Raw genomic sequence first — 26,820 nt, 5'->3', positions numbered from 1 at the left:
GTTTGACCCCTCGCCGAGCGTTTGCCCGCCCGCTGTGATAGAATGGCAGGGGAAACCATCTGGCAGGGAGGAACTTCGCTCATGTACAAGCTGCTTGCCCTGGATATGGACGGTACGACGCTGACGGACGCGCAGACGATCAGCGAGGAGAACGCGGAGTGGATCGGACGCGCCATGGAAGCGGGAATCACGGTTTGCTTTTCGACCGGAAGGGGCTTCCAGGGAGCGATTCCATTCGCCGAGCAGCTCGGCCTCGAGACGCCGCTCATCACCGTCAACGGCAGCGAGATCTGGAGCAGGCCGCATGTGCTTCATCGCCGGACGCTCATGGGAGCGCAGGAGATTCGCCGCCTGCACGAGCTGGCCGTCCGCCACGCCGAGCCGTGGTTCTGGGGCTACGCCGTCGAAGGCGTGTTCAACAAGGAGAAGTGGATCGAGCCCGCGGACGGCTTCGACCGTCTGCATTGGCTGAAGTTCGGGTATCATACGGAGAATGACGCGATCCGCGAGGCGATCCGTCAGGAGATCGAAGGCTGGGGCTCGCTGGAGATCACCAACTCCTCGCCCTGGAACCTCGAGCTCAACCCGCTCGGGGTGAACAAGGCGTCGGCGCTGCGCGAGCTGTGCGGCCTGCTCGGCATCGCGATGGAGGAGGCGGTCGCGATCGGCGACAGCCTCAACGACATCGCGGCCATCCGCGAATGCGGCCTCGGCATCGCGATGGGCAACGCCCAGGCCGAGGTCAAGGAAGCGGCCGATGCCGTCACGCTCGGCAACAACGAGCACGGCGTCGCGCACGCGATCCGCGAATTCGTGCTGAAAGGGCGGGGATGACGATGACGCTCGACATCATCGGCTGGGTGCTCGTCATCGCCCTGTTCGCCGTCGGCATGGCGGGAGCGGTCTATCCGATCCTGCCGGGCGCGCTGGCCATCTACGCGGCCTTTTTCGTCTACGGCTTCTTCATCAGCTTCGAGCCGTTCGGCTGGGTGTTCTGGACGCTGCAGACGATCATCGTCGCCGCGCTGTTCCTGGCGGATTATGCGGTGAACGCCTGGGGCGTCAAAAAATTCGGAGGCTCCCGCGCCTCCGTCATCGGCAGTACGATCGGCATCCTCGTCGGACCGTTCGTCATTCCCGGCTTCGGCCTGCTGATCGGCCCGCTGGCCGGCGCGGTCATCGGCGAGCTGATCGCCGGCTCGAGCTTCGACAAGTCGCTCAAGGTCGGCTTCGGCGCGGTCGTCGGCCTGCTGTCGAGCACGCTGGTCAAGATCGTGCTGCAGCTCGCTATGATCGTCTTGTTCATCGTCTGGCTGCTGGTCTAATTCAATTCCATCCGATAGGAGATTCCTACCCATGATTAAGCTTACGATCTGGAACGAATTCGTTCACGAGCAAGAACACGAAGAGGTGCGCAAGGTCTATCCGGACGGCATCCACAACGCCCTGGCCAAGGGGCTGGCGGACGCCGAGCTGCAGATCCGCACCGCGACGCTCCAGGAGGAGGAACACGGCCTCAGCGAGAGCGTGCTGGCCGACACCGACGTGCTCGTCTGGTGGGGCCATATGGCGCATGACCGCGTCGACGACGCGATCGTCGAGCGCGTCCACAAGCGCGTCATGGAGGGCATGGGGCTGATCGTGCTCCACTCCGGCCACTTCTCCAAGATTTTCAAGAAGCTGATGGGCACCGGCTGCGACCTCAAGTGGCGCGAAGCCGGCGAGCGCGAGCGCATCTGGGTCGTGAACCCGGCGCATCCGATCGCCTCCGGCCTGCCGGAGCAGTTCGTGCTGGAGCAGGAAGAGATGTACGGCGAGCACTTCGACATTCCCGCGCCGGACGAGCTCGTGTTCGTCAGCTGGTTCGAGGGCGGCAACGTGTTCCGCAGCGGCTGCACGTTCCATCGCGGCCAAGGCAAGATCTTCTACTTCCGCCCGGGCCATGAGACGCATCCGACGTACTACGACGCCAACGTGCTCAAGGTCATCGCGAACTCCGTCCGCTGGGCCGCTCCGTCCGGAGCCGCGACTCCGGTGCGCGGCCACAGCGAGCCGTCGCTCGAGCCGATCCGCGCCAAAAATTAAATCCGATCCTGCCGCGTCTCCAGCGAGAACGGCAGGCATCCGAGCTGGACCCGGTCGCCTGAAGGCGGACCGGGTCCGGCTTTTTTGGGTCTATGCCGGGTCTGCGCCTCTCCTGGGGCAAGCCCGCCATTTTGTGATACACTGTCAGAAGCCGGCCAGACGGCCTCATGCACTCGTCATCATCCGATCGACGCCAGATCGGCAAAGGAAGAAGGATGGACCCTCTCATGGTCAAGAAGGATTCTCTCATTCGCGGCACGCTCATCCTGGCTGCCGCGGCTCTGATCGCCCGCGTGCTGGGCGTGTTCCAGAAAGTGCCCCTGGACTACCTGTTCACCGGCGGGGGCTCGGGCTACCTCGGCATCGCCAACAACGTCTACCTCTATCTGCTCGTCATCGCGACGGCCGGCATTCCGAGCGCCATCAGCAAGATGGTATCGGAGCGGTATGCGATCGGACGGCCGGACGAAGCGCAGCGCATCTATCGCGCCGGCCTTCTGTTCGGTGTCGTCACCGGCGTGGTGCTCGCCGCGGCTCTGTGGGCGCTCGCTCCCTGGTATGCGGAGCATATCGCCAAGTCGCCGGACGCGGCGGCATCGGTGCGCGCCATCGCGCCTGCGCTCATCCTGTTCCCTGTCATCGCGATGATGCGCGGCTATTTCCAGGGCCGCCAGCTGATGAGCGCGGGCGGCATCTCGCAGATCGTCGAGCAGATCGCGCGCGTGCTGCTCGGCGTCGCGCTCGCGGTCGTCGTCTTCAACCTCGGCTGGGGCGACACCTGGGTATCCGCCGCGGCGACGTTCGGCAGCGTATTCGGCAGCATCGGCGCTTTTCTCGTCATGCTGTATTATGCCCGCAAGCTGAAGCGCTCCGATCTGGAGGAGGAGCTGGCCGCCGGAGCGGAAGCGGCCGCCGCTGTCGGCCCGACGGGCCGCCGCGCCGCGCCGCCGATGCGCCTGAAGGCCATCTACAAGGAAATGTTCGCCATGTCGATCCCGGTCGTCGTGACCGCGATGACGGTCCAGTTCATCTATCTCGTCGACGCGTCGTTCTTCATTCGCTGGACCTCCGGCTTCTTCGCCAGCGAGGCGGCTGCGGAGCAGGTGCGGAACTACCTCATCTACAACGGGCAGTCGATCGCCGGCATCCCGCCGATTCTCGCGATCGCGCTCAGCCAGTCGATCCTGCCGGTGCTGTCCGCAGCCAACTCCGTGGGCCGGCTCGACGAGGTGCAGCGCCAGGCGTCGCTCGTCATGCGCATCGTCGTGTTCACCGGCGTCCCGGCGGCGCTGCTGCTCACGGTCGCCGCGCATAGCGTCAACGGCCTGCTGTTCGTCGACCCGGCCGCGAGCGGCATGGTCGCCGCCCTTACGGTCGGCACGATCTTCCAGATCACGATGATGACGTCCAACTCGATCCTGTTCGGACTCGGCACGCCGCGTCCGGCGATGATAAGCACGCTCATCGGCTATGCCGTCAAGATCGTCGGCAGCCTGCTGCTCGGCCCGCTGCTGGGAGGGTACGGCTTCGTGATCGCCTCCATGCTCTGCTTCATGGTCATCACCTCGCTCAACCTGCTGGCGATCCGGCAAAAGGTGCAGCTGCGGGTGCTCGGCAAGCGCTGGACGCCTTATCTGGCGGCGGTAATCATTACGGCCGCGGCCGGCTTCGGCACGGACATGACCGTGCGCGGCATGCTCGGCACGGCGCTGCACGCCAAGCTCGTCTTCCTCGCGGGAGTGATCGCGACGAGCCTCGTCTGCGGCTTCTTCTACCTGTTCCTGCTGGTCGCGCTCGGCGTCATCCGCGAAGCCGACGCCAAAAGCTTCCCCGGCCCGCTGCGCAAGCTGCTGCTGCCGCTCGTGCGGCGGCTCGGCCGCCGCGACGGGCAGGTTTCGGCGGACCTATGAATCTAGTCCCTCTCATTCCCATTGGTTTCCTGCCATGGTAGAATAGACAGGAATTTGATGTGATGAGAGAGGATCGTGGGTCTTTTGAACCGAAACTTGCGCATGAGCTTGATTATGCTTTGCCTGCTGGCCGTAACGGCCGCCGGCTGCCAGTCGATCGCCGGACTGGATCTGAACGCGGCGATCTTCCAATCGCTGAAGGCCAAGACGCAGGAAAGCCGCAGCACGGTCGCGCTGGCCGTCGCCTTCGAGCCGGAAGCGTTCGAGGGATTGGACAAGCGCGAGCGCGAGCGGCTGGAGCTGCTGCGCGACTTGCGTCTGCGCATCGATACCGCCAAGGTGGAGAACGAGTCCCGCAGCTCCGTGAGCGGCGCGCTGCTCGTCGGCGGCAAGGAGATCGGCTTCTCCGTGCAGCAGGACGAGTCGTCCGCGACGCTGCGCTTGGACGGGCTGAAGCGGCCGATCTCGCTGGCGCTCGACGAAGCGTCCCTGCTTGATCTCGGCTCGGGCGCCTCGCTGACGGACGTCGTCAGCGGCTCCGAGGCGACGCCGGAGCAGACCGGCGCGCTCGCCCGCGAGCTGGTCGACCGCGCCGGCTCCTACTGGATCCACAACCTGCCCAATGCAAGCCGGCTGGAAGTGAAGCCGGTCGCGCAAAGCGTCTACGGCGGCGGCACGGCGCTATGGCAGGTGGACGCCGGGTGGAAGGGAATGGAGCTGTTCGATTGGGCGCATGCTTACGTCAAGGCGCTGCTCGCCGATTCGGCGGGTCTGGCCGCGATGCTGGACGGCCTGTTCGAAGTGCTGCAGGACCATCCGGAGGCCGGAGCGACCGATGATGACGGCGAGCCGCTGACCGACGAGGACAAGGCGGCGTTCGTGGAGGAAGGGCAGGAAGCGATCGCGGGCATGCTGCAGGATGCTTCCGATTCCATGGAGGAGGCCCGCTCCGAAGAGGATCTCGGAGAGCTGTTCACCGAAGGCACGTCCCTGAACGTCAAGCTGCTGCTCGACGCCGGCCTCGACATCCGCAGCCTGGATGCGGCGCTGACTTGGGCGCCCGGAGCGGAGGCGGCCGCGGACATTCCGGTGTCGTCGGTCTCGCTGCGCATCCAGACGGAGCTGTGGAACGTCAACGGAGCCGTCGTCGCGGACAAGCCGCAGGCGGCATCGGCGAGCTGGAGCCCCGACCGCTGGTCGGGCACGGCGGGGGCTTCCCGCTTCCTCCGCGATTTCGACCGCGGCTCCGACGCGTACAAGCTGCTCAAGCAGGAGCTGCGGCTGGGCCGCCAGTCGGCCGAATTCTACGCCTACGGCTACGACAGCTACATCTCGGTGCCTTCCGGACAAGCGCTCGTTCCGCTGCGCTCGCTCGCGGACAGCATGGGCGCGTCGCTGACGTACGACAGCGGCCGCAAGAAGTGGGCGCTCGCCGATGACGCCCGCGGCCGCACGATCTGGCTCGCCAAAGGAAGCAAGACCGTCTTTGCCGGTTCCGCCAAGACGCAGCTCAGCTTCCCGCCGACCGTCATCGACGGCACGCTCTACGTCCCGGCCAAGGACATCGCCAAGCTGCTCGGAGCAAGCGCGAGCATGAAGAAGACAAGCTATTCCAACGTCGTCGAGATTGTCCGCGAAGTCGGATAGTCCCGCATCCCCGAAAGGAAGATGTCCATGCAGAAGCTGACGACCGAAGACCAGTTCCGCCAGACCGTCTCCGCGAGCGGCGTCACCGTCGCCGTGTTCAAGACGACCTGGTGTCCGGACTGCCATTTCATCGATCCGTTCATGCCGGAGCTTGAGCAGAAGTACGCCGGCCGCATCGCGTTCATCGAAATCGACCGGGACGACCTGCCGGAGCTGTGCTCCGAGCTGAACATCCTCGGCATCCCGAGCTTCGTCGCCTTCCGCGAGAGCAAGGAGCTGGTGCGCTTCGTGAACAAGCTCCGCAAGTCCCGCGAGGAGATCGAGCAGTTTCTGGACCGGGCGCTGCAAGTGGCGGACGCCCTTCCAGGCTGACCGCCGCATGAAGGAGGTCGAAGCCGTTCTAGGCTTCGGCCTTTTTGTTCTCCGACATTCCGTCTGCGGAACGAGAAGCCGGCTGCGCGAGCCGAGCCTTTCTCGGCAGGTAGCCTCGGTGGACAAGAGGTCCGCTGCGCGAGCCGAGCCTTTCTCGGCAGGTAGACTCGGTGGAAAAGAGGTCTGCTGCGCGAGCCGAGCCTTTCTCGGCAGGTAGCCGCAACGTACGTTGGACAAGAAGCCCGCTGCGCGAGTCGAGCCTTTCTCCGATTCCACTGGAAGCCGGATGCCCTGATCCCCTGACCTCCTATGCGGAGGCCATCCGTCTTCCAAGAGGACCGCTGCCGCTTCTACGAAAGGCATCGGCTCGCTCCGCTTGCCTTGTCCCATCACCTCTGCCCCCCCCCTTTTTTTTGGGGGGGAAGGGGCCGTCTCCTGCATACCTGGGAGACGGCAGCGCTCCAGCGGCCGGCACCATTCGGCCGCCGCAGATAGAGCTAGCCCGAAAGGTCGGAGTTGCGCGTAAAAACCGAGCAACTCGGGTGGATGGAGGCCAGACGGTCGCAGTTGAGCGGAAAAACGAAGCAACTCGTGCGGATGGAGGGCCGAATGGCGGAGTTGCGCGTAAAAATCGAGCAACTCGTGCGGATAGAGGGCCGAACGGTCGCAGTTGCGCGGAAAAATCGAGCAACTCGTGCGGATAGAGGGCCGAACGGTCGCAGTTGCGCGGAAAAACCGAGCAACTCGAGAGGATGGAGAGCCAGACGGTCGGAGTTGCGCGGAAAAACCGAGCAACGCGGGCAGATGGGGGTTTGCTCGGTATTTCATCGCCCGCTCCGCCGCCGCTTATTGCCAGCTGGAACGGGGACGGGAGCGGCGTCCGCAGGGCAAGCTAATCAGGCGCCCCAAGCTTCGAAAAACCACGGTCAGGGCGCTCCGGACCGCCACGGATTCGGGCCGGGATCGTCACATTTTCAACATGGCTTTTGCATTTTTTTGTCGCTATAATGAGGGTTGTATCCATAGGAAGAAGGGGTGACAACCGACAATCATGTTCTCCCGAGCCTACCGCCTGCTTGCATGGATGTCTTGCATCGGCATGTTCCTGGTCCTGCTGGCCGGGGCGCTTGTAACCAATACCGAGTCCGGCCGCGGCTGCGGAGACGACTGGCCGCTTTGCAACGGCAAGTTCATTCCCGCCTTTACGCTGGAGACCGCCATCGAATATTCCCACCGGGCCGTAACCGGCCTCGTCGGCATCATCGTCGTCGCGACGTTCATCCTCACCGTCCGGCTGTACCGCCGCCACGGCCATCGCGAGCCGCTCTGGTACGCCGGCTTGACGCTGGCCTTCACGATCATCCAAGCGCTCATGGGCGCGGCCGCGGTCATGTGGTACCAAAGCCCGCCGGTCATGGCGCTGCATTTCGGCATTTCCTTGCTCGCCGTCGCCTCGACCGTGCTGCTCGTCATCTGGATCGGACGCCAGCGCAAAGGGCATGACGACGCCGTTCTCGCCCGACTGCCGCGCTCGGTCTACACGCTCGTGCTGTCGGCTTGCATTTATTGTTATGTCGTCGTCTATCTCGGCGCGTTCATCCGCCATACCGATTCCGGCGGCGGCTGCATCGGCTGGCCGCTCTGCAACGGACAAGTCGTGCCCGAGCTCAGCGGCGCGACCGGCATCGTCTTCATCCACCGGGTCGCAGGCATGCTGCTTGGACTGCTGTTCCTGTGGCTGTACCTGCATCTCCGTCGGCAAGCTCCGGCAGGAGACGGCGCGACCCGATCGGCCCGCCTCGTGCTGATTCTCGTCGTCTGCCAAATTTTCAGCGGCGCGTGGCTGACCGCGACGATGCAGAACGAGCAGTGGTTCCTGTTCACCAACATGCTGCACAACCTGATTATTACCATTCTTTTTTCCATCCTGATCGATCTCGGCATCCAGGCTTGGAAAAGGCAGGAAGGACGGACTTCATGAATTTTTCGAACTTGAGGCAATTCACGGAAGCGCTCCGCCAAGACGGCGATCTGGCCGTCATCGACGCCCCGGTCGATCCGAATCTGGAGCTCGCCGAGATTCATCGTCGCGTCATCGAGGAGGAGGGTCCGGCCCTCCTGTTCACGAATGTGAAAGGAAGCACATTCCCCGTCCTCACGAACATGTTCGGAACGGCCCGCCGCGTCGATCTGGCGTTCGGGCCGAAGCCCGAGCAGCTCATGAAGACGGTCGTCGGGGCGGCCGACCGGCTGCTGCCGCCGACGCTCGGCGCGATCTGGGGCGAGCGCGGCATGATGCTCGACCTGCTCAAGGTCGGCCTCAAGGAAGTGCCGAGCGGCTCGGCCCCGGTGCTGCAGCAGGTGCGCCGAGAGGCTCCGCTGCAAGGGCTGCCGTTCCTGACCAGCTGGCAGGAGGACGGCGGTCCTTTCGTCACGCTTCCGCTCGTCTATACGGAGCATCCGCTTCATCCCAAGAAGCATAATCTCGGCATGTACCGCATGCAGATTTTCGACGACCGCACGACCGGCATGCACTGGCAGATCCACAAGGGCGGCGGCTTCCACTACCATGAGGCGGAGAAGCTCAACCAGGAGCTGCCGGTGAGCGTGTTCCTCGGCGGACCGCCGGCGCTCATCGCCGCAGCGATCGCGCCGGTGCCGGAGCATCTGCCGGAGCTGATGATCGCCTCGCTGATCCTCGGCAGCAAGCTGCCGGTGACGCAGGATCCGCTCGGACGCCATCGCATCCCGGCCGAGGCCGAATTCGCGATCCACGGCACGGTGCCGCCGCATCTGCGCCGGCCGGAAGGGCCGTTCGGCGACCATTTCGGCTACTATTCGCTGCAGCACGACTTCCCGGTGTTCAACGTCAAGCATGTCCACCACCGCAAGGACGCCATCTATCCGGCGACGATCGTCGGCAAGCCGCGCCAGGAGGACTACTACCTCGGGGAATACCTGCAGCGGCTGCTCAGCCCGGCGTTCCCGATGGCGATGCCCGGCGTCAAGGACCTGTGGGCTTATGCCGAGACCGGCGTGCACGCGCTTGCGGCCGCCGTCGTGCGGGAGAGCTACTCGCGCGAGGCGCTCGGCACCGGCTTCGCCATTTTCGGCCAAGGGCAACTGTCGCTGACCAAGTTCCTCATGCTGACCGATCAGCCGGTCGACCTGTCCAAGTTCGATGAGCTGCTCGAGACGATTCTGGAGCGGTTCCAGCCGGAGACGGACCTGTTCATCTTCGACAACACGTCCCATGACACGCTCGACTATACGAGCGGCAAGCTCAACCACGGCAGCAAAGGGCTGCTCATCGGCGTCGGCGAGCCGGTGCGCACGCTGCCCTATGAATATACGGAGGGGCCGATTGCGGAGATTAACGACATCGCCGTCTACTGCAAAGGCGCGCTCGTCGTCTCGGGCGCCTCATACGCCGCCGACCCGGAGCTGCCGGCCAAGCTGCTGGAGCGCGTCGCCGCACGCGGCACCGAGTGGCCGCTCATCGTGCTCGTCGACGATGCGTCCACCGTCGCCTCCGCGCAGACGCCGTTCCTGTGGACGGTGTTCACGCGCTTCAATCCGGCCGACGACATCTACGCGCTGGCCGATGCGCGCCGCCATCATCTGGCCTATCATCTGCCGATCGTCATCGACGCCCGCATGAAGCCGGGCTACCCGGATGAGCTGTTCCCGCGCGAAGATATCGTGCAGCTGGTCGACAAGCGGTGGAAGGAATATTTCCCCGGAGCTTGAATTACATCCTAGAGGAGGTCGGCTTATGCTCCGCGCGTTGTTTGGAGAAGAGCCGGCAGCGCCTGCCGGCCACGTCGCCGAGGCGCTGAAGGCCATGCAGGCTTACGCCTCGGCCTTGCATCTTTATGTTGCTTCAGGACGCGACCAGGACCATAAGGCGCGTACCCGGGAGGTCATGACGTTCGGCTTGATGGCCTCGCTCGACGAGCTGGAGCAGAGCTGCTATGCGGCTTCGCGCTACGGCGCGCTCGTGACGAGCGATTCCTGGGCGGACATGCCTCCGGAGGAGCGGCTGCAGTACCGTCGCTACGTCTATTTCGACAAAAATGCCTTCATCCGCCTGTTCTCCCTGCTGGACAAGCTCGGCACGCTGCTGAACGACGCCCTGGCGCTGAACACGCAGCAGTTCAAGGTTCGCTTCTCCTACTTCACGGTGCTGCGCCGCATGCGCGAAAAGAAGCTGCATCCTGCTCTCGCGGGTCCGCTGAGCGACCTGAAGGCCAAGCATGACAAGCCCGTCGCGAGGCTGCGCAAGCGCCGCAACGAGGAGATTCACAACCTGAACTCCGAGCTGCAGGACGATCTGCTGCAGATGCATCTCCATTTCGGCGAGGAAATCGGCCTGGAGAGCATCTCCGACCAGCTGGAGGACATGGCGAGCGGCCTGGAGCTTGCGGCGGCTTCCCTGCAGCTGGCTTTCGCCTACCTGGCGAGCCTGGCGGAGGAGAAGGCTCCCCAGCCCGGCCGATAACGGCGAGGAGGACGATTCGTGGAGCTCAAGGGAAAAACCGCCCTGATTACCGGCAGCGCCAAAGGGCTCGGCAAGCGGGCCGCGGAGGAGCTGGCCCGCCTCGGCTGCGACATCGTGCTCAACTACCGCACGAGCGCGGATGACGCCGAGGCGCTGGCGCGGGAGCTAGCGCTCCGCTGCGGCGTGCGCGCCTGCGCCATCCGGGCCGACCTGGCCGAGCCCGGAGACGCCGCGAGGCTGGCGCGCGAGGCGCTGGAGCTGACCGGAAGGGTGGACATCCTGGTCAACAACGCCGGACCGTTCATTCGCGAGCGCAGGGTGTTCGGGGACTATGAGGAAGAGGAAATCATCGCGCTGCTGCACGGCAATCTGCTCGGCGCGATGCTGCTGGACCGCCATCTGCTGCCCGCGATGCGCGAGCGGCGCTGGGGACGCGTCATCCACTTCGGCTTCGGCCATGCCATGGAAGGACGCGCCTGGCCGCATCGCGCCGTCTACGCGGCGGCCAAGACCGGACTCGTGTCGTTCACCAAGACGCTGGCCGTCGAGGAGGGGGCGCACGGCATTACCGTCAACATGGTCTGCCCCGGCGATATCCGCGGCGACTACAAGGAAAAGTCGATCGCCGACGTGCAGGGCATCGCCGACGACGACTCTCCGCTGGGACGCCCCGGCACGGGAGAGGATGTCGCCCGCGTCATCGCCTTCCTGTGCCTGCCGCAGTCGGACTTCCTGACAGGCAATATCATCGACGTGACGGGCGGCTTCGACCCGATCCGGACGAGCATCAAGCCGCAGGCATCCGGCTGAACAAAAAAAACGGCTGGCTTCCCGGAAGGGAGGCCAGCCGCTTGCTATTTCGAGAACTTCTTAGAAGACTTGGACAACCTCTTGCACGCCTTCGACTTCTTCCAGCAGGGCGCGCTCGATGCCGGCCTTCAGCGTGATCGTGGAGCTCGGGCAGCTGCCGCAGGCGCCGACCAGACGGAGCTTGACGATGCCGTCCTCCACGTCCACGAGCTCCACGTCGCCGCCGTCGCGCTGAAGGAACGGACGAAGCTTGTCAAGAACATCCAGAACCTCGTCGTACATCGTGCTTTGTGCGTTTTCGCTCATTGCATTCAACTCCTTTCTTCCCTATTATAATACAAAGCTAGACGATTGAAAACGGAGGTACCGCCATGCTGAAGCCCGTCGTTGAATTCTGCTCGAGCAACATGCATCATGGCACCGATCGGCTGATGCAGGCTCTAGAACAGGATGACCGATATGAGGTCATCGAATACGGTTGCCTCGGCAATTGCGGCGAATGCTACCTGTCGCCGTTCGCGATGGTCGACGGCGAGATCGTCGCCGCCGATACGGTCGAGGAACTGGAAACGGCCCTGCAGGAGAACATCCTCCGCAAGGCCGCCGAGCGCGAGGCGCTGGACAAGCTGATTGACGATCTGTAGGCTCGCCGGTCCGCCCGCCCCGCGCCTTTAGCCGAAGTGGTTTTTGGAACGCCAGAGCACGCCGGTTTTGAGCACTCGCGGCACGCGGCCCATGATGGCCGTATTGCCCATGAGGCCGAAGCCGGCTTTTTTGCCGAGGGAGCCGAGCGTCCCTTTGAGCTTGATCTTGCCGACCTTTGGCGTGCGGCCTTTCCACATCGCCTGCATGACGTCCGCGACCTGCTTGCCCATGGCGCCGGCCAGCTGCCCGCTCGGAGAGAACGGCACCGAGGCGCAGTCGCCGATGACGAACACCTCCGGATGGTCCGGCAGCTGATGAAGCTCGTTCAGCACGAGGCGGCCTTGGTTGTCCTTGGGCACGTCCAGCTCGCTGACGACGTCGACCGGACGGATGCCGGCGGTCCAGACGGTGGCGTCGGTATAGATCGGCTCGGGCGAGTTGCCGTCATGCAGGATGCCGCCCTCCAGCAGCTTGAGGGACACATGGCCGCGCATCTCGACATGATGCTCGAGGAACCAGGCCGCGACGTACGTCTTGAGCTTCGGCGGGAACGCCGAGAGGATGCTCGGACCGCGGTCGATGATGCGGATGTTGAGGTCCTTGCGGGCCTCGCGCAGCTCGGCGGCGATCTCGACACCGCTCAGGCCGCCGCCGATGATCGACACCTGGCCGTACGGCTTGACGTCGCCGAGCGCCTGGTAGGTGCGGCGGGTCGACGAGAACGTCTGGATGCTGCAGGAGTACTTTTCGGCGCCGGGGATGCCGTGGTAGTTGTCCGTGCAGCCGAGGCCGATCGTCAGCCAGTCGTACGACACCGGATCCTGTCCCTCGAGCAGTACGCGCTTGCCATCGAGGTCGATGCCCGTCACCTCGCCGTAGGTGATGAGCAGGCGCGAGTCGCTCGGGAAAGACACCCGAAGATCGATCTCCGGGGACGTTCCTGCGGCCAGCGCATAATATTCCGTCTTGAGTCCTTGGAACGGCATGCGGTCGATCAGCACGATGATCGTATCCGACGGGATGTCTCCGTCCAGCAGCTCCTGGGCCAGAGCCATGCCGCCGTATCCGCCGCCCAATATGACAAATCGCTTCATTCTTATCCCAACCCTTGTCTACTTTTCACGATGCCGCTATGGCGATGGATGAACCTAATATGCTCGCTGCCGAGCGGATTTACTCGAACACCTTGATCTCGTTGTAGAAGGTATCGCGCTCGATCGGAATGCGGCCCGCACCTTTTATTAACCAGATCAGGTCCTCGCGCGACAGTCCTTCCGGCGTCAGCGCTCCGGCGGCATGGCTGATGCGCTCGCGGACGAGCGTGCCGTGCACGTCGGAGGCGCCCATCGTCAGCGACACTTGCGTCAGCTGCGGGCCGATGTTGATGAAATACGCCTTGATATGGTCGAAGTTGTCCAGCATCAGGCGGCTGATCGCGATCGTCTTGAGGTCCTCGTAGGCCGAGTTGCGGCGCCGGATGCCGGCGCGCGGGCTGTGCGGCTGCATGGACAGCGGAATGAACACGAGGAACCCGTTCGTCTCGTCCTGCAGCTCCCGGATCGACATCATGTGCTGGATGCGCTGCTCATGCGTCTCGACGGCGCCGTAGAGCATCGTCGTGTGCGTCTTGATGCCGAGCTCATGCGCCGTGCGGTGCACGTCGAGGTATTGGCTGACGTCGGCCTTCTCGACGCGCATCTTCTTGCGGTACTGGTCGGAGAGGATCTCCGCGCCGCCGCCGGTGAGCGATTCGAGCCCGGCCTTCTGCAGCTCCTGGAGCACCTCGCGGTAGCTGAGCCCGCTGATGCGCGAGAAGAAGTCGATCTCGGCCGCCGTGTACGTCTTGAGCGTCACATGCGGATACTGCTTCTTGAGCGCGCTCAGCGAGTCGACGTAGTATTGGAACGGCACATGCGGATTGTGGCCGCCGACGATATGGAACTCGCGCACCGTCGGGGTGATGTGCTTGTCGACGTACTCGATCATCTCCTGCGGGGAGAGCGTGTAGGCGCCCTCGTCGCCCTCGTCCTTGCGGAAGCTGCAGAACGCGCAGTGCGCTTCGCATACGTTGGTGAAGTAGAGCGTCATCGTATCGATGAAGTAGACCTTCTTGCCGTTCTTGCGCAGGTTCGCCTCGTTGGCCATCTGCCCGATGCTCAGCAGATCGTCGGACTTGTACAGGAATACGCCGTCCTCGAGGCTGAGCCGCTCCCCGGCGTGGACCTTCTCGCGGATGCCTTGCATGACGGAGGCTTCCGTCGGAGTGATGATGTTCATGATTAGGGACCTCCTTGGCCGTGGATCCTGCTGGCCACGCGGACGGGCAGAAGGATCGGGTATGATCGGCAGGGCGGTTGCCTTTCGCGGCTGTCCTGCCTGGAGAACTTTGTGAAAAAAGGAACTTTCCCGTGCGTCTACTGCAAACAAACCGTCTTCATTATAAACCTAAGGTGGTGAAGCTTCAATATAAAAAGGGCAAAAGGGAAGGGAAGGCAGCGCGGCCCGAACGGAAGGATTGTCCGCGCTGAGTGGACGCGGCAGCGAGGCAAAGCAATGAGGGGGAGGCCCTTCCCGCCTCAATCCGCGGAATTCAAGCCGGCGCGCTTGCGGAATTCGCCGGGCGGGGTTCCTTTGACCGCGCGGAACGTCCGGGTGAAATAGTGGACGGAGGAGAAGCCGGTCCGCTCGGCGATCTCCTTGATCGGCAGCTCGTCGCGCGCCAGCAGACGCGCCGCCTCGCGGATGCGTTCCCGGCGGACATGGCCGGAGAAGCTTTCGTGGATGCCGCCGGAAAACAGGCGGGACAGCTGGCGTTCGGACACATGCAGCGCGGAGGCGACGTCGCCCAGCGAGAGCGGTCCGGACAGGTTGTCGCGGATGTAAAGCTTCGCCCGGCGCAGCAGCTGGCTCGGCCTAGGCGAGGAGGGGACTGTCCTCGCATGCTTTTCGCCGAACAAGGTCCGAAACGAGGCCAGCAGCGCGGAGGCGGCTGGGGCAAGAGCGCTCTCCGGAAGCGGGAAGCGGCCGTCCTCGCGGATCAGCAGCGACTCCCACAGCTGGGCGGAAGGCGTGCCGGACGCGCCGGTGCGAACCGGCTGGGCCGACCGTTCGAGCTCGCGCCAGGAGGCGGCCGCCTCAGGCTCCGTGCCGGATTCGTCCAGCTCGAAGGCGACGAAGACGATCGCAAGGCCTTCCTCGGTCACGATCTGATGCTCGATGCCGGGGCGGGAGAGGAAGAGGACGCCGCCGTACAGCTCATGGACCGCATCGCCATCCCGGTACGTTCCGGTGCCGCCCAGCACGTAACAGGCCTCGAAGAAGGAATGCTTGTGGACAGGATTGCTCGGCAGCCGGCCGTCGGCTCCCCAATAGTGGATGACGAAACGCTCGCCGCCCGCCTGCGCTTCGACGATCCGGCCGTTCAGCCGGGCGGCGCTTTCCCGATATCGATCCATCGATTCCAGTCCCCCATGGCTTCAACGTGCAAAACGAAGGCTTCGGCCTTCAAAGACGCGGCCTTCTCCTTTGAGTACGATTATAAGCATGAACGGCGCAAAATCAATCGGGCTGGGGCAGAGGAGGAATCGGCATGAATCGCCAGCAAGAGGTCGATTTTTACAAAAGGAACGGGTATGTGCTCGTCAAGGGAGTCTTTTCGGGCGAAGAGGTGGAGGAGATGCGGGGAGGCGTGGAGCGGATCATCCGCCGGGCGGCCGAGGCGAAGCGGGACGAGAATGCCGCCTGGCAGGGCGAGTTCATGCCGCCGGCGGAGCTGAAGAAGCTCGTGCTCAAGGGCTTCCACGACGTGCATTATCATGAAGCCTGCTTCATGCGGGCGGCCGTGCAATCGAGCATGGCTGCGATTCTCTCGCGCCTGATCGGGCCGAACGTGCATCTGCACCATTCGAAAATGCTCGTGAAGCCTCCGGAGAACGGAGCGGCGTTCCCGATGCACCAGGACTACCCGTATTTCCCGCATGCCCGGCATACGATGCTGGCGGCGAGCGTGCATCTGGACCGCGCGGACGAGGAGAACGGCTGCCTCAGGGTCGTGCCGGGCTCGCAGGCGCAAGGAAGCCTGCCGCATGTCGGCTCCTACTATCTGAACCACAAGCAGTATCCGATTTCGGACGGGACCCCTTGTCCGGCGGACGCGGGAGACGTGCTGTTCTTCAACTACCTGACGATCCACGGCTCGGATGCCAACCGCAGCGAGCGCACGCGCCGCAATGTCCTGTTCCAGTACAAGGACCCGGCCGACGAGCCGACAGAGAACGTGCATCTCGATTGGGGCGCGGGCCTGATGGTATGCGGCGGGAACCCGAGGTTCGACAAGGTCAAGCCGGAGTTCCGGGTGACGGGAATCTAAGCTCGGTCGGAAGCGAGGTCTGGCGGAGGCTTCCACCCTTAGCCAGAGCTACAAGCAAGGCTGGCGTTCGGAGCGCTGTGCGCTTCTCCCTTGAGCCTCCAGGGCAAGAGGAGTATACTTGAGAGACGAAGGGCAAGACTACGCAACGCTTCGAACAGGAGGATGATGAGGATGATCGAGATCAGCGAAACAGCCTCGGATAAGATAAAGGAAATGCTCGCGGCCGAGGAAGGACAGGAGCTGTTCCTGCGCGTCGGCGTCAAGGAAGGCGGCTGCAGCGGCTTCTCCTACGGCATGGGCTTCGACGACGAGCAGAAGGAAGACGACCAGCAGCTCGACGTGAACGGCGTCAAGGTCATCGTCGACAGCGACAGCGCCAAGTATCTGCGCGGCCTGGAGATCGACTGGAAGGAAGGCGCCATGGGCGGCGGATTCACGATCCACAACCCGAACGCCACCGTCACCTGCGGCTGCGGATCGAGCTTCCGCACGGCGAGCGACGCCGGCAAGCCGAAGCCGGACGAGTGCTGAGCGCATGACGATAGCAAGAGCCTGAGGGGACTACTCCCTCAGGCTCTTTTTTTGTTCGATTCCCTCATTGCTTGGCCAGCGCCTTACCTTAGGTGACGGACTCGAGCCCCTCGAGTCCGGTCGCATGACAATGATGTGCTAATAACAAACTAATACCTATGGAGTAGGGGCTCCTGCTATTCCTCCAAGAACAACACCTGCTCTTGCTCCAACCACGCCTCCGACTGGACCTCCGATTGCGCTACCGGCTGCTGCTTCCGAAGCTCTGAAACCGCCAGTAAATGCATAGTAAGAGAACCCCATCAATTCGTCACTGGAAAGATTTAAAAATGTATCCGTCATAGAATCTTCTCCTTATATATGAACTGGTCAACCTAACTCTAACTATAAACTAATAATTAAAATTAATACAATATCAAGAAATTTATATTGTATAAATTTGTATTATTGTGTACTATTAAGGTTGTTTGCTAGGGACAAGGAGAAGGGCGGTGTTCATACAACGATATATAGCTATTCATCAACAGGATATTAAAGACGGTGGAGCTGCATGCTTGGCAACAATTGCACGGCATAATGAACTTAAAGCGCCTATTTCTTAAAGAAGAGAATTTGCAGGTACTGATAAGCAAGGGACCAATGCTTTTGGAATGATTAACTGCTGCGTATAGAACAATTACCCCTGACTACAACGCCACTAGAAGAGATTTCAAGTCCAAAACCTTCATTTTTGCTATAAGCGCATAACTGATGTCAAGACGCATACCCTTCGTCACTATCCAACTAGCATCGCCAACGTCGCTGTTGAGAGGAGGTGAGTAACATCAATAAATTCATGTTAGTTAATTCCGCCATAATAGCGACTGTAGTTGGATATTTTTTTGCCAAATTATACTTAGACGATAATAGCTATATTAGGTATAGCTGCGTTGCCTTACTTGCTTTCTTGCTAATCATTCGCTACCAAATAAAAAAAAGAAATTAGCTCTAACTCCGACACACTCGTTTATGAAGGAGGTTCAACGCTTGTCTATGCTGCTAGGGGCCATGGTCAACGAATGGATGAAAGTCAGAACGAGGTGGATCAGCATCGCCTCCTGCCTCTGTTCGCTCGTCCTGCTTCTACTCGCCGCCAAGGCCCTTCAGGACATCATCCCTTTTTTGCCCGAACTATCCGAGCCTTCCCAAACGAATTCGACTGCTGCCGATGCACAAGGGGCATTCGGAAGACTCGCAGCGAGCATGCAGGGAGTCTTCGTTGTCGTCATCTTTCCCCTGCTCATGGTCATCATCGGAGGAGATTCATGGTCGTCGGAATTCAACAATCGGACGATAAAGGCGACGCTTCTCCGCCCGGTGGGACGACCGATCTATATGCTGGCAAAGTGGCTGACACTGATCCTATTGTCGGTCGGGCTGCTCGCGATCGCGTATGGAAGCGGCTTCCTGCTGCAGTCATCCCATGGGTTGCACGACTGGGACCTCCCCGTCCCGCTCGCGGTGGGGACTGTGCCGCTGTGGCTTTTCTTGCTGTTCAAGTTCCTGCTGCATATCATCGTCATTATGTTCACCGCTTCATTCATTCTGTTCATGTCCTTCTTCATCCGCTCCAATGCAATCGCCATGGCGACCATGATGGTGGCCTTTTTATTCGGAAAGACACTCTTGCTGCTGCAGACCTCCCTCCCCCCCCTGGAATACTTGTTCCTGAATCATCTGGACCTGCCTGGAATGGCGAGCTCTTCTGCGTACGCGCCATCAGACTTATGGAGGTCTATCGGCATCCTTGCCTTGACGGGGTCATGCATGTATGCAGCAGTCAATACCATCTTCCGCTACCAAGACATCAACCGTTAGGAGAGAATCCTTGGATGAGCATTCCGAAACAAGGCGCGCCTGTACTTCAAGTGGATCGTGTGCGTAAAAAGCTTGGAGGTCGACAAGTCATTGAAGACATCTCTTTCACCATACAAGAAGGCGAGGTGGTGGGCTTCCTCGGTCCGAACGGCACCGGTAAAACGACAACGATCCGAATGATTACAGGCTTGATTCGACCGAATTCCGGTCAGATCCTGATTCGTGGATCGGATATCCGCACCCAGTTCTCGCAGGCCATGAGCCATATCGGCGCCATCGTCGAGCAACCGGCGCTGTATGAGCATCTGAGCGGATGGGAGAATCTCATGCAGGCGGCACGCATTGCGGGTAAGCCCATATCCAAGGAACGGATGGAGGCCTGCATAGCACTCGTCCATCTGCAGACTCGTATCGGAGAAAAGGTAAAGCGATATTCGCTTGGCATGAAGCAACGCCTGGCGATCGCCCAAGCGCTGCTGGCTTCCCCCAGCCTTCTGGTGTTGGACGAACCGACAAATGGACTGGATCCTGCAGGAATCATTGAGATGAGAGAAGTCATCCGGGAGTTGTGCCGGCAGACCGGTGTCGCCGTCTTCATCTCCTCCCATCTCCTGAGCGAGATCGAACAGCTGTGTACCCGAGTCCTCATTATTGAAAACGGGCGAATTCAAGCCTCCAAAAATCTTTTGCGGCATGAAGAGGAGGAGGTCGGCGTCTCCTTGTTCTGCAAGCCCGAGCAACGGACTTCTGCCCTTGGGCTGCTTCGCGAGATGGGACTTCAGCCGGAATTGGCAGGGGATCGCATCCTGATCCGCCTCATGGAGGAAGACTTGCCTGGCACCGTGAACAACCTGTACGTCCAAGGAGTGCCGATCTATCGGGTCGAGACGGCAGAGCAGACGCTGGAGCAGTTCTTCCTTTCCTCGACGACAGGGAAAGGAACCTGCTAATGGCTATGTTTCGCGGAGCTGTTTTCAATGAGTTCGTCAAGCTGAAAGGGCGCCTCATGGTTCTTGTCTGCCTATTCACGGCTATGCTTATCGGACTCGTCATTCTCCAGGAGACTGCAAGACCGGAGAACACCCCAACCCCTTCCGACTGGACCGTACCTCATCTGGAAACGTTGGAGAGGATCAAAATGGCAAGCCTTGAGGCAAAGGGAGAGGAGCGAGTCCTGCTCGAGCGGAAAGCCCATTTCATGGAGCTTCAATTGCAGGCACAGACAAATCCCGAGGCAGGTGGCGCGATACACTGGGTATCCATGGAACTGCATGGGGGATTTTTACGATATGCGCTTCCTTTACTGATGTTGTTCCTCGGTTCGGATCTCTTTTCAAAGGAGTTTGCCTCCAAGACCATCAAGAGCCCTCTTTTAAGCCCTATCGGTCGAACAAAGCTCGCTATAGGCAAATGGACGGCTCTGTGGCTGATGGCTCAATTCTTTCTTTTTATCTATATTGCTGTCGTTTTCGGTATCGGTCTGGCTGATGGAGGATGGAATGAAGGGGCGTCTTCTCAGGTCATAGTGTATGGAGCCAACCAGTCTGCTGTCATCCCGATCCACCTCTTCATCCTGATCGCACTGGCAGGCCAGATGATTGTGACAGCAGCATGTGCGAGCATCATACTCCTTGTCTCTTACCTTCTTCGGCATTCGGTGTCGATGTCAGTGGTGATCTCTGTTGCCGTGCTGTTTGTAGCGGAGTTCATGCTCAGTGGTTATTCCAATCGCATTCCTCTCTTGAGCATGTTTCCGACCCGCCACTTCGCCTTCCTGGACCATCTGACTGCCGACTGGAAGCATGCTTCCGGTTCTTTCTTCGAATCCCTCTTGATCCTAACGGCAACCTATGCCGTCTGCCTTACTCTGCTCCTTGTCCTTTTCCGAAAACAAGATGTACATGCCTAGCTGATCAAATCAGTTAATCATTTGAACAGAACGCCCTCGCCCGCAAGCAGTCGAGTAGGAGGGGGCGGCTAGCCCCCGTCCTCTCACACCACCGTACATGCGGGTCCACATCCGGCGTTTCCAAAAGGTTAACCAAGCTCCACATAGCGAGCAAGCAAGCTCCTCAGCCCTTTCGCTTCCCAGTAGGAAGTCGTAAGGGCGTTGTTTGTGTTTCGGGATATCTCCCGCGGACCTCGTCTGGTGTTGGTCATGACGAAGCGGGCCCATTCCGGCATGTCGAGCGCACGGAATTCGCGGATTCGGGTGCGCACCCGTTTCCATTGTTTCCAGAAGCACAGGCGCAGCCTTCGGCGGATCCAGACGTCAAGTATCGTTCACAATGGCGTGCCGGATTTTACAAGTGGAAGGTCTCTTTAAGTGCCGGTAAACAGCGAAAGAATTGCGATGCAGATATCAAGGAGCATTTGCTGGCGATTCATCGTCTTCGCCCCTTCTACGGCTATATTCGCATGACCACTGCCCTCAAGAAGGAGGGACTGGGCGTGAACCACAAGAAGGTGCGGAGGCTTATGCGGGAGCTGGGGATTCGACCGTCATCCGAAAGAAGCGCCCGAATGCAGGGCGCAAACCGTCGGTTCCCTTTGGCCACGCCTTGAAGCGGGACTTTCATGCCGATGCCCCTTTTACAAAGCTTGTTACCGATATTAGCGCTTCCAGAAAAAACTCGGCGACCGCTCTCCGGTAGAATACCGAAACGCGATCGCCGCATGAATAAACTCTTTTTATTGTCTACTTGACAGGGGTAAGACCAGAGAGGGAGAAGCGACGAATCATTTCTCGCAAGCGATGCCGTCCTTGTCGCGATCGCTTTTTTTGTTGGCTTCGTAGAGGGCTTTGGACGCGTGAGGCTTATGCTTGGTCTTTCCGCCCTTGTTCTTGGTGGAGGACGAAATGGCGACCCCTCCCGGATAATCCTTGTTGAGAGCCGTGCAGTTTTTGTACGTCTGCGCCTTCTCGGCGGCAGTCGCGCCGGCAGGCAGCGCGGATGCCGCGCCGATGACGGCGGCAAGCAGCAGGATGCTCGTTCGTTTCATGATAGCCAGCCTTTCCTGGAATGGGATATTTATCCTCATCGTATACGCCATATCCAGGCTCGTCAATGGGTCAAGCCAGCAGCAGCAGGCTGAACGTATTCCACGAGATGTGAAGCAGGATCGCAAACAGGATGGAGCCGGCGTATCGTTGAAGCAGGCTGAACACGAATCCGAAAAGGGCCATCGTGAAGAACAGGTCGGTATGAAGGAATCCGAATAGAACTGAAGTCAAAAGCGCGCCGCGCAGCCAGCCCCATCGTGACTCGAAAAATCGGAGGAGCAGGCCGCGAAAGACGAGCTCCTCGCCGATCGGCAGCAGGACCGTGAGCAGGAGCAGGCTTGCCGCATACAGCCAGCCCGTACGGATGTCCAACCGGTTGGCGTAAAGCTCCTGGTTGGCAGCTGGATCGTCCCAGCTCAGACCGCTGAACACTAGAGCTGCTGAGAGTAGGATGAGGAACGCGGCGGCAAACAGCCCCCACGAGGCAGGACGCCGCAGCGCCGGCACGTTCAGTCGGTCAAGAGCGGCCGCCAGAGCGGTTCGGGAGCAGGCGAAGGCAACGACATAGGAGAGCAGCATGGCGGCTGAACTCCAAAAAAGAGAGGAAGGTCCTTCTCCCCGCAAGATCAAGGCTGTGCCCACCAGCAGCACCTGCATCCCCAGCCAGATGCCGAGGAAGCGCAATAACTCGCTGCGGCTCAATGAGGGAATCGTTTGTAAGCGTTCAGCTGCTAGAGGAAGCATTTTTTCGGGCCTCGCGACATCATTCTTATCTTCAACAAAAAAACCTCCCTGGTCAACGTCACTGCACAATGAGTTGAGTGTAAAGCAAAGGGAGGTAATGTTCAATATCCAAAATTGGATATAATATCAAGTTTAATTACGACACGGCCTTCAGCCCCGTCACACCGACGATGATGAGTGCCAGGCTGAACAGCCGCAGCGGGCTGCGGGATTCGCCGAATAACAGCATGTTGACGATGACGGCCAGCGAGGTGCCGAGCCCGATCCATACCGTGTAGGCGACGCTGAGCTGCAAGTACTGGAACGAAGCGTACAGCAAGCCGAACGAGGCGGCGAAGCCGCCGATGAACCAGAGCGCGTTCCGCAGCGTCTTGCGCTCGGTGAAGCGATTCAAGCCGACGACGCCCGCTACCTCGCAGAACGCCGCGGTCAAGACGCACAGCCAACCCATGATGATTCCTCCTCTCTATAGCCGTGCAGACTTAATGCCCGTCCTTGCCGTCGGCAAGCTTGAGCAGGACGACTCCGGCCAGCAGCAGCGCCATGAAGCCGAGCTTGGCGAGGCTGAGCGAGCCGCCGAACAGCAGGAGGTCCATGAGCGCCGTCCCGGCGGTGCCGGCGGCGGCGAAGATGGCGTAGACGGTGCCGGTCGGCAGCAGCTCGCAGGCGCGGAACAGGAAATAGAAGTCGACGGCGATGACGGCGACGACCAGAACGAAGTGGAGCGGCGCGGTGGCCGTATGGAACCCGTATACCCACACCAGCTCCATGACGCAGGTGAGCGCGACGAACAGCCAGCCCTTGTTCATCCGGGGCTTGGCCCCGGCGATGGCTTGAGAAGACATGGGAAGAGCTCCTTTCTGAAACCAGCATGAATGTAGTTTTAGCCTGGACGGGGCGGTTTGAGTCCAACCCGGCCATCGCATTTTGGACCATGAGGCACGGCAACGATAATAAATGAATGACTGTCAGTCATTATGTGGCGAAAGAACCGCCCTTAACAATCGAGCGGCTCCGATCCGAGCGCTGCGGCGAGGAACTGCTTCAGCTCCGCCTTGTGCTCGGCAATCGCTTCGCCCTCGGCGGAAGCGTAGAGGAAGTTCTGCTCGGCGGCCGTCTCGATCAGTCCGAGCACGAGCCGCGCCGAGAAGTCCGGCCGCGCGGACGGACGAATCTCGCCCCGCTCGCGGAACAGCTCCAGACGCTCGCGGATCCAGCCGTAGATCGGATCGTAGATCGATTCCCACTCGCGCACATGCTCGGTCTGGGTGATGCCGGAGTAGATGAGCGCCGTCAGGTCGCGATGGGTCTCGGTCACGGCGAAGATCGCCTCGACCATGCCGTTCAGCTGGCCGCGCGCGGAGCCGTCCGGACGGATCTCCTGCAGCCGCTCCAGAATCCGCCCCACCATGATCTCCGCGATCGCCGGCATGAGCGCCAGCTTGGAGGGGAAGTACAGATAGAACGTGCCCTGCGCGATGCCGGCCCGCTTGACGATGTCGGAAATCTTCGCCTTCTCGATGCCGAGCTCTTGAAAGACCTCAAGCGCGGCCTCGATGATCCGTTCCCGCTTGTCCACAGGCGTTCCTCCTCGCATCAAATGAATGAACGTCAGTCATTATTGATGATTATTGTACCATACGCGTCAGCGGTCAGGCAACCGGGCCGCCGCGACCGGGTCGCCGCGGCGAGGCCGAAACGGAAAAAGGCCCCGGACGCTGGCGTCCGGGGCGCGGAATCGATCAAGACGGGAGAAGCTCAATACCGTGGAGGCGGACCGTAACGCTCGGGGCGGCGAGGCCCTCCCTGGAACGCCGAGACGACGAGGAGCAGCGCGGAGATGAGATGCAGGAAGAAGCCGAGGAAAGGAATCCAGCCAAGCAGCGAAGCGGCAAGGCCGGCGGCGCTGCCGTACACGGGCTCGCGGTGCGAGAGCGAGACGAACAGCACGATCAGGTGGAACACGAACATGAAGCCGAGGGCGGCATAGCCGCTGGAGATGACGAACAGGCCGCCGAGAATCGGGATGGCGAGCAGCCCCTCGCAGATGCCGCTGATGAGCCGCAGTACTTTGGGCAAAGACATGGACAAAACCTCCTGGTAAGTGAACGTTGCCGGCAACCGGCCGTTTGAGCCAACATACGATACATCGACGGAGAAGTTTCGGGAGTGAAGCTTTCGGGATGGAAATCTCTACCCAGGTCCAGCCGGCGCCGAAAAACGGCCCCGTCTACGGTCCAGTCGGGACGGAGTTCGGGATATGATAAACTTAACGTCAGGCAAGGAAATGGAACCATCAAGGAGAGGATCGACCTCATGTATCGCATTACGATCGTCGAGGACGACGACAAGATCGCCCGTCTGCTCGGAGAAGCCCTGGAGCGCTACGGCTTCGAGCCGCAGCGGGCCCAGCGGATGAAAGAACTGACGCTCGACTTCGAGGAGCAGCAGCCCCATCTCGTGCTGATGGACATCAATCTGCCGTACTTCGACGGCTTTTATTGGTGCCGGCAGTTCCGCCAGCGCTCCAACGCCCCGGTCCTCTTCATCTCGGCCCGATCGGGAGAGATGGATCAGGTGATGGCGATCGAGAACGGCGGAGACGACTACGTGACCAAGCCGATCCATCTCGATCTGCTGCTGGCCAAAATCAAGAGCGCGCTGCGGCGCAGCTACGGCGAATACGCCGCGGCGCCACGTTCCGGGGAAGGGGCGGAGCGTGCTCATGATCCTCAAGCCTCCGACAAGCCGGGACACGGCGCGCCGGCCGGCAGCTTCGAGCTGCGCTGCGGCGCGCTGCGGCTGGACATCAGCCGCAGCCTGCTCCTCTGGCGCGAGCAGTCGGCGCAGCTGAGCCGCAACGAGCGGCTGCTCGCCGAGGCGCTGCTCGAGGCGGACGGCGCGATCGTCTCGCGCGACCGACTGCTGGAGAGCTTGTGGGACGACACGGCGTTCGTCGACGACAATACGCTTACCGTCAACGTGACGCGTCTGCGCCGCAAGCTGGAGGAGCTCGGCCTCGGCGGCGTGCTGGAGACGCATCGCGGGCAGGGCTACCGGCTGAACGACGCCGACCTGGCTGCCGGTCCGGATGGAGGGGGCTTATGATGCCGATAGTCGTGGACACGGCAAGCGGCGGTCCGGACAAGCCCTGTCCGGCCGCGAAGAGGTCCCGATGAGCCGCTCGACGGCCGCGGCGGGCGGAGGCGGCTCGGGCGGCCGCCTGCCCCGCACATTGCGGGCGCTGCGACTGTACGCGCGCGGGCGGCTTGCTGCGGCGGCCGTGCTGGCGCTGTCGCTCGGCGCCGGCTCGATCGTCTGGTACCTCGAGCGCACCGGCACCGGACAGAGGATGGATTGGAGCAACCTGCTCTATTTCTGGCTGCTGTCCGCGGCCGTGGCGGCGGCGGCCTTCGGCATCGGCTTCCTTCGCCAGCGCAGCTATCTCGACGGCCTGCTCCGCCTCGTCGATGTCCCCGGCTGGCGGCCGCTGCAGGGAGCCGCGACGCCGGAGCAGCGCCGGACGGCACGCATGCTGGAAGGACTGAGCCGCATGGCGCAGGACCGGCTTCAGGCGCATGACCGCGAGCGGGAGCTGCATCGGCATTTTGTGTACCAATGGGTGCATCACATGAAGACGCCGGTGTCGGTGATCGACCTGATCGCCCAAAGCCATGCGGCCAAGGCGGGGCTCGGCCGCGAGGAGCTGCGCGAGCTGACGGACAGCCTGCGCGAGGAGACGGACCGGCTGACGCGCGGCCTCGAGCAGATGCTGCATACGGCGAGGCTGGAGGAGTTCGGGCTGGACCTGCATCCGCGCCGCATCGCGCTGCATGACGCCGCGCGCGAGGCCGTGAACCAGCACAAGCGGCTGCTGATCGCGGCGGGCGTTTATCCCCGGATCGAAGGCGAGGCTTGGGTCGAGACCGACGGCAAGTGGGTGCTGTTCCTGCTCGTCCAGCTCATCGGCAACGCCGTCAAATACTCCAAGCTCAAGCCCGGCGCCAAGCGGCTCGACATCCGGATCGGCTCCGTTGCGGACGGATCGGCCTGGATCGAGGTGGCCGACGAGGGCATCGGCATTCCCGCGCAGGATGTGCCGCGCGTGTTCGATCCGTTTTTCACCGGGGAAAACGGAAGGCGCTCCGAGGAATCGACCGGCATGGGCCTGTACCTGTGCCGTCAGGTGGCGGGCAAGCTTGGGCTGACCCTGGAGCTGAGCTCCGAGGCAGGAGAGGGCACGGTCGTGCGTATCGGCTTCGAGAGCGGGGCGATCCATCGGCTCGGCTGAAAGCTTTCAATGTTGTCACCTTGCCTGTAAGCCCGATCGATGGGAGGACCACTC

The 26,820-nt window shown here is 61.6% G+C and carries 29 protein-coding genes; 19 read left to right on the top strand and 10 right to left on the bottom strand.

Annotated elements, in window-relative coordinates; genetic code table 11:
• The first annotated feature begins 81 nt into the window (after positions 1-81).
• From HGI30_RS18125 to HGI30_RS18080, 10 genes are all read left to right on the top strand, one after another.
• Positions 82-834, top strand: a complete 753-nt coding sequence (locus tag HGI30_RS18125; protein ID WP_168908844.1) for a Cof-type HAD-IIB family hydrolase — start codon at positions 82-84, stop codon at positions 832-834.
• Between the two features lie 2 nt (positions 835-836).
• The gene (locus tag HGI30_RS18120) at positions 837-1,325 is read left to right on the top strand and encodes a DUF456 domain-containing protein (protein WP_168908843.1); all 489 of its coding nucleotides are present in this window, start codon (positions 837-839) and stop codon (positions 1,323-1,325) included.
• Positions 1,326-1,356: 31 nt separating this feature from the next.
• Entirely contained in the window at positions 1,357-2,085 is a 729-nt protein-coding gene (locus tag HGI30_RS18115) for a ThuA domain-containing protein (protein WP_168908842.1), read from the top strand.
• Between the two features lie 227 nt (positions 2,086-2,312).
• On the top strand, positions 2,313-3,995 hold the full coding sequence (locus HGI30_RS18110; protein WP_168908841.1) for a putative polysaccharide biosynthesis protein: 1,683 nt from the start codon (positions 2,313-2,315) through the stop codon (positions 3,993-3,995).
• An 84-nt stretch (positions 3,996-4,079) separates the two neighbouring features.
• Positions 4,080-5,642 (top strand): copper amine oxidase N-terminal domain-containing protein, encoded by a 1,563-nt coding sequence (locus tag HGI30_RS18105; RefSeq protein ID WP_168908840.1) that lies wholly within the window; start codon positions 4,080-4,082, stop codon positions 5,640-5,642.
• A gap of 27 nt (positions 5,643-5,669) precedes the next feature.
• On the top strand, positions 5,670-6,014 hold the full coding sequence (locus tag HGI30_RS18100) for a thioredoxin family protein (RefSeq protein ID WP_168908839.1): 345 nt from the start codon (positions 5,670-5,672) through the stop codon (positions 6,012-6,014).
• Positions 6,015-7,065: 1,051 nt separating this feature from the next.
• Positions 7,066-7,995: a COX15/CtaA family protein gene (locus tag HGI30_RS18095; protein ID WP_168908838.1), complete on the top strand. Its 930-nt coding sequence runs from the start codon at positions 7,066-7,068 to the stop codon at positions 7,993-7,995.
• On the top strand, positions 7,992-9,764 hold the full coding sequence (locus tag HGI30_RS18090) for a UbiD family decarboxylase (protein WP_168908837.1): 1,773 nt from the start codon (positions 7,992-7,994) through the stop codon (positions 9,762-9,764). Before HGI30_RS18095 ends, HGI30_RS18090 begins: the two co-directional genes overlap by 4 nt.
• A gap of 25 nt (positions 9,765-9,789) precedes the next feature.
• Positions 9,790-10,515 carry a Cthe_2314 family HEPN domain-containing protein gene (locus HGI30_RS18085; RefSeq protein WP_168908836.1) on the top strand — a complete coding sequence of 242 codons (726 nt, stop codon included), beginning with the start codon at positions 9,790-9,792 and terminating at the stop codon, positions 10,513-10,515.
• An 18-nt stretch (positions 10,516-10,533) separates the two neighbouring features.
• Complete coding sequence (locus tag HGI30_RS18080) at positions 10,534-11,325, top strand: SDR family oxidoreductase (protein ID WP_168908835.1); 792 nt, start codon at positions 10,534-10,536, stop codon at positions 11,323-11,325.
• A gap of 60 nt (positions 11,326-11,385) precedes the next feature.
• Here HGI30_RS18080 and HGI30_RS18075 read toward each other — a convergent pair whose 3' ends face one another.
• A complete protein-coding gene (locus HGI30_RS18075) occupies positions 11,386-11,631 on the bottom strand; it encodes a NifU family protein (RefSeq protein ID WP_028600524.1) in 246 nt (81 codons plus the stop codon).
• Between the two features lie 68 nt (positions 11,632-11,699).
• Here HGI30_RS18075 and HGI30_RS18070 point away from each other — a divergent pair, with 68 nt between their 5' ends.
• The gene (locus tag HGI30_RS18070) at positions 11,700-11,969 is read left to right on the top strand and encodes a YuzB family protein (RefSeq protein ID WP_168909954.1); all 270 of its coding nucleotides are present in this window, start codon (positions 11,700-11,702) and stop codon (positions 11,967-11,969) included.
• 27 nt (positions 11,970-11,996) lie between these two features.
• Here the strand turns inward: HGI30_RS18070 and HGI30_RS18065 are convergent, their stop codons facing one another.
• The 3 genes from HGI30_RS18065 to HGI30_RS18055 all read right to left on the bottom strand — a co-directional run bounded on the left by HGI30_RS18065 (position 11,997) and on the right by HGI30_RS18055 (position 15,425).
• Positions 11,997-13,064, bottom strand: coding sequence for an NAD(P)/FAD-dependent oxidoreductase (locus HGI30_RS18065; RefSeq protein WP_168908834.1), 1,068 nt, complete (start codon positions 13,062-13,064; stop codon positions 11,997-11,999).
• Positions 13,065-13,143: 79 nt separating this feature from the next.
• A complete protein-coding gene (gene mqnE / locus HGI30_RS18060; RefSeq protein ID WP_168908833.1) occupies positions 13,144-14,247 on the bottom strand; it encodes an aminofutalosine synthase MqnE in 1,104 nt (367 codons plus the stop codon).
• 299 nt (positions 14,248-14,546) lie between these two features.
• Positions 14,547-15,425, bottom strand: coding sequence for an AraC family transcriptional regulator (locus HGI30_RS18055; protein ID WP_168908832.1), 879 nt, complete (start codon positions 15,423-15,425; stop codon positions 14,547-14,549).
• 134 nt (positions 15,426-15,559) lie between these two features.
• Here HGI30_RS18055 and HGI30_RS18050 point away from each other — a divergent pair, with 134 nt between their 5' ends.
• The 6 genes from HGI30_RS18050 (at position 15,560) to HGI30_RS23670 (ending at position 21,292) form a co-directional block, all read left to right on the top strand.
• Positions 15,560-16,339, top strand: coding sequence for a phytanoyl-CoA dioxygenase family protein (locus tag HGI30_RS18050; protein WP_168908831.1), 780 nt, complete (start codon positions 15,560-15,562; stop codon positions 16,337-16,339).
• A 171-nt stretch (positions 16,340-16,510) separates the two neighbouring features.
• The gene (gene erpA, locus HGI30_RS18045; RefSeq protein WP_168908830.1) at positions 16,511-16,870 is read left to right on the top strand and encodes an iron-sulfur cluster insertion protein ErpA; all 360 of its coding nucleotides are present in this window, start codon (positions 16,511-16,513) and stop codon (positions 16,868-16,870) included.
• A 1,032-nt stretch (positions 16,871-17,902) separates the two neighbouring features.
• Positions 17,903-18,727 carry an ABC transporter permease gene (locus tag HGI30_RS18040; RefSeq protein WP_235680450.1) on the top strand — a complete coding sequence of 275 codons (825 nt, stop codon included), beginning with the start codon at positions 17,903-17,905 and terminating at the stop codon, positions 18,725-18,727.
• A gap of 14 nt (positions 18,728-18,741) precedes the next feature.
• Complete coding sequence (locus tag HGI30_RS18035) at positions 18,742-19,677, top strand: ABC transporter ATP-binding protein (protein ID WP_168908828.1); 936 nt, start codon at positions 18,742-18,744, stop codon at positions 19,675-19,677.
• Positions 19,677-20,636 (top strand): ABC transporter permease, encoded by a 960-nt coding sequence (locus HGI30_RS18030; RefSeq protein ID WP_168908827.1) that lies wholly within the window; start codon positions 19,677-19,679, stop codon positions 20,634-20,636. The genes HGI30_RS18035 and HGI30_RS18030 overlap by 1 nt, the downstream gene beginning before the upstream one ends.
• A 320-nt stretch (positions 20,637-20,956) precedes the next feature.
• Complete coding sequence (locus tag HGI30_RS23670; RefSeq protein ID WP_168908826.1) at positions 20,957-21,292, top strand: IS3 family transposase; 336 nt, start codon at positions 20,957-20,959, stop codon at positions 21,290-21,292.
• A gap of 174 nt (positions 21,293-21,466) precedes the next feature.
• Here the strand turns inward: HGI30_RS23670 and HGI30_RS18020 are convergent, their stop codons facing one another.
• The 6 genes from HGI30_RS18020 to HGI30_RS17995 form a co-directional block, all read right to left on the bottom strand.
• Positions 21,467-21,730: an excalibur calcium-binding domain-containing protein gene (locus HGI30_RS18020; protein ID WP_168908825.1), complete on the bottom strand. Its 264-nt coding sequence runs from the start codon at positions 21,728-21,730 to the stop codon at positions 21,467-21,469.
• 70 nt (positions 21,731-21,800) lie between these two features.
• Positions 21,801-22,475, bottom strand: coding sequence for a CPBP family intramembrane glutamic endopeptidase (locus tag HGI30_RS18015; RefSeq protein ID WP_168908824.1), 675 nt, complete (start codon positions 22,473-22,475; stop codon positions 21,801-21,803).
• A gap of 136 nt (positions 22,476-22,611) precedes the next feature.
• Positions 22,612-22,926: a DMT family transporter gene (locus HGI30_RS18010; protein ID WP_168908823.1), complete on the bottom strand. Its 315-nt coding sequence runs from the start codon at positions 22,924-22,926 to the stop codon at positions 22,612-22,614.
• 31 nt (positions 22,927-22,957) lie between these two features.
• Complete coding sequence (locus tag HGI30_RS18005) at positions 22,958-23,284, bottom strand: SMR family transporter (protein ID WP_168909953.1); 327 nt, start codon at positions 23,282-23,284, stop codon at positions 22,958-22,960.
• 188 nt (positions 23,285-23,472) lie between these two features.
• Positions 23,473-24,054, bottom strand: a complete 582-nt coding sequence (locus HGI30_RS18000) for a TetR/AcrR family transcriptional regulator (protein WP_235680174.1) — start codon at positions 24,052-24,054, stop codon at positions 23,473-23,475.
• Positions 24,055-24,233: 179 nt separating this feature from the next.
• Positions 24,234-24,560: a hypothetical protein gene (locus tag HGI30_RS17995; protein WP_168908821.1), complete on the bottom strand. Its 327-nt coding sequence runs from the start codon at positions 24,558-24,560 to the stop codon at positions 24,234-24,236.
• 231 nt (positions 24,561-24,791) lie between these two features.
• On the opposite strand from HGI30_RS17995, the gene HGI30_RS17990 reads away from it, so the two are divergent.
• A complete protein-coding gene (locus HGI30_RS17990; RefSeq protein WP_168908820.1) occupies positions 24,792-25,583 on the top strand; it encodes a response regulator transcription factor in 792 nt (263 codons plus the stop codon).
• Positions 25,584-25,650: 67 nt separating this feature from the next.
• A complete protein-coding gene (locus HGI30_RS17985; protein WP_168908819.1) occupies positions 25,651-26,766 on the top strand; it encodes a sensor histidine kinase in 1,116 nt (371 codons plus the stop codon).
• Positions 26,767-26,820: the final 54 nt, after the last annotated feature.

It is taken from the genome of Paenibacillus albicereus (assembly GCF_012676905.1).
Classification (GTDB): Bacteria; Bacillota; Bacilli; order Paenibacillales; family Paenibacillaceae; genus Paenibacillus_O; species Paenibacillus_O albicereus.
Note: the sequence above shows the minus strand (reverse complement) of the source record. Positions and strands in the feature narration are given on the sequence as shown.